Here is a 2,294-nt window from a genome sequence, read left to right as displayed (position 1 = left end):
TTTCGTCTTTGACGCGGGCAGGGGGGTGCGCGGTCAGGGCATTCAGGTCGAGTTCGCGGGTAAAGCCGCTGGGGGGGGATTTCAGCCTCGTTCAGCCAGAACAGGATATTGTCCGCCGTGAGCCGCGCATCAGCGATCAAGGCTGCATCGGGGTGAAAGTTCTTTGCGACCTCTTGCGGGGTGTTGTTGATTTGGATGATGCGTTTTGTCTTTCATCAGCGCGCCTTTGTCGGTGGTGAACCGGTGCAGGCTGGCCCCGAAGCTGACGATGCAGTCGCTTTTGGCGATCAGATCATAGGCGGCAGGTGTGCTAAGCGTGCCGAAAATTTCCATGTTATGTGGATGGCCGTTGAACAGTCCCTTGGCCTTGAGCGTGGTGGCGAGGGGGGCTTCGAGCCGCTTAGGCACGTCGATCAGGCTATCGCGGGCATCAATGGCACCGCCGCCCGCAAGGATGATCGGCCGCTTGGCGGAAGCGATCATGCCGATGGCCTGATCCACGGCGTCACCTTCTGGTACATAAGCAGGGGCGTCATAAGGGGCGAAAACCACTGTTTTATACTGCCACTACTTCAAAACCCGAAAGTTTTCGTAGGTTATGACGCGGAAGTTGTCTGAGACCTTGTCGCGGAACTTCGTCCATTCCTGCGGGATGGTTTCACGCATGAATGCAAGGATGGCGTCGGCGAACTGCTTTTGACTTGGGTAGTAGCGATTGTGGGTCACGTATTGATGCAAGACGGCCCAAAGCCGCTCAATGGGATTGAGATGAGGGCAGTAAGGCGGCAGCTGGATCAGATGGATACGGCAAGCTGCCCTGGCGAGGAAGGCTCTGACATCGGGCCCTTTGTGGTAGGCCGCGTTGTCCCAGATGACATGAATGATGCGCTTGTCAGGGTTGCGCGCTTCGATCTTGGTCAGAAGCTGTGCTGCACTGACCCCATCAACGGTTGTGGGCTCGACAAAGGGTGCATCGAAGGTTTCAAGGTTCACAGCCCCATGAATATTCACACGACCGCGCCCTGCCGTGCTGAGAACCGCTGGATTTGATCCTACCTTCACCCAGCCAAACGCAGGCTTGGTCTGGTATTCCGGATGCACCGCATCCGTTGCCCGGCAGTTGATTGCAAGGCAATCAATGAGAGGGGGCGAAGTAGACGGCTTCATCCGCTGGTAACTCACGCATCAGGCGGTCGTAAAATGCGATGAAAGCGGCCTGTTTTTCCACGGATGCCACGCGCGGCAGGGGCTTGGGCTTGCGGTATTCAAAGCCCAGTCGGGCCAGAAGTTTAATGCAGCCAGAATGGGAATAGTTCAGACCGCACTCAGCTGCGACATGGGCCCTGATCTCGACCGTCGAGCGACAGAAGCGTGCTTCCAGCCAGGCGCATAAAGCAACCTCCTGTGCCTGTGTCATACGGGACTGACCGCCTTTCCAGCCGTCGAAAGCAAGCGCATCCCAACCATCTTGCAGAAAGGTTTTATGCCAGCCCCGGATGGTATCGTCGTCCAAGTAGAGAAACTTTGCGATCCGAGCACAGCTTTCCCCGTCGTCGAGCAGCAGGATCGCATTTGCCCGGCGGGCAATGCCGTGGTCCTCGCGCTGGCAACGCACGCAAGCCTCAAGCTCGAGGCGGTCTGCTGAGGAAAGAAAGCCGGGGCGGATCATAGGCATAGCTGAATCGTTCCAAACCCAGCCGTCAAGTCACCAAATTCGGCTTCCGCAGGACTCGGAGTATAGCAAAAATTGCGAGAGTGTGCCCGCGAACAGGATCTGCACGCCCCAAAACCGCCGCGCCCCCAGATCACGCCAAAGCTGGGCGGGATTGCGCATATGGACGCAGTAGGTGACCGCGTAACCCTTGAGCCAGCGCGAGCGTTGCTTGACCCACGGCCAAAAGCGGCCGTTCGCCTCTTCTTGGGTGACCGAGGTGATAAAGACAGTCTCGTACCCCGCGCGGGCAAGGCGCAGGCCCAGATCCGCGTCTTCGGTCACGTTGTGGGCGTCCCAGCCGCCCAAGTTTTCCAGGATGTCGCGTCGAAAGAACAACGTCGTGCCGCCAAGGGGCACCACCAGCCCCATGCGCGCATAGCCGGGCAGCACGACGCGAAACCAGCTGGCATATTCAATCGTAAAGCAGCGCGTCAGCCAATTGGCGGCGCTGTTGTAATAGTCGAGCACGCCTTGCAGGCAGGCGACTTTTGGCCCGGCATTTGCGAATGTTGCGGCGACGATATGCAGCTGATCGGGGTCTGGCGCATCCTCTGCGTCATAAACGCCGATGATGCTGCCG

Annotated in this window: 4 protein-coding genes; all 4 read right to left on the bottom strand. The window is 58.5% G+C overall.

From position 1 onward, the window contains the following. Nucleotides 1–129 precede the first annotated feature (129 nt). Entirely contained in the window at nt 130–501 is a 372-nt protein-coding gene (locus ACGYLI_RS18065; protein ID WP_394420173.1) for a hypothetical protein, read from the bottom strand. A 66-nt stretch (nt 502–567) separates the two neighbouring features. After that, complete coding sequence (locus tag ACGYLI_RS18060) at nt 568–1,182, bottom strand: IS630 family transposase (RefSeq protein WP_394420172.1); 615 nt, start codon at nt 1,180–1,182, stop codon at nt 568–570. Beyond that, entirely contained in the window at nt 1,136–1,669 is a 534-nt protein-coding gene (locus ACGYLI_RS18055) for a transposase (protein WP_394420171.1), read from the bottom strand. The genes ACGYLI_RS18060 and ACGYLI_RS18055 overlap by 47 nt, the downstream gene beginning before the upstream one ends. 36 nt (nt 1,670–1,705) lie before the next feature. Continuing rightward, nucleotides 1,706–2,294, bottom strand: a 589-nt coding sequence (locus ACGYLI_RS18050) for a glycosyltransferase family 2 protein (RefSeq protein WP_394420170.1), incomplete at its 5' end; no start/stop codon positions are given.

This window comes from Sulfitobacter sp. 1A13421, from assembly GCF_043557285.1.
Classification (GTDB): Bacteria; Pseudomonadota; Alphaproteobacteria; order Rhodobacterales; family Rhodobacteraceae; genus Sulfitobacter; species Sulfitobacter faviae.
This window is presented reverse-complemented; position numbering and strand designations above follow the sequence as displayed.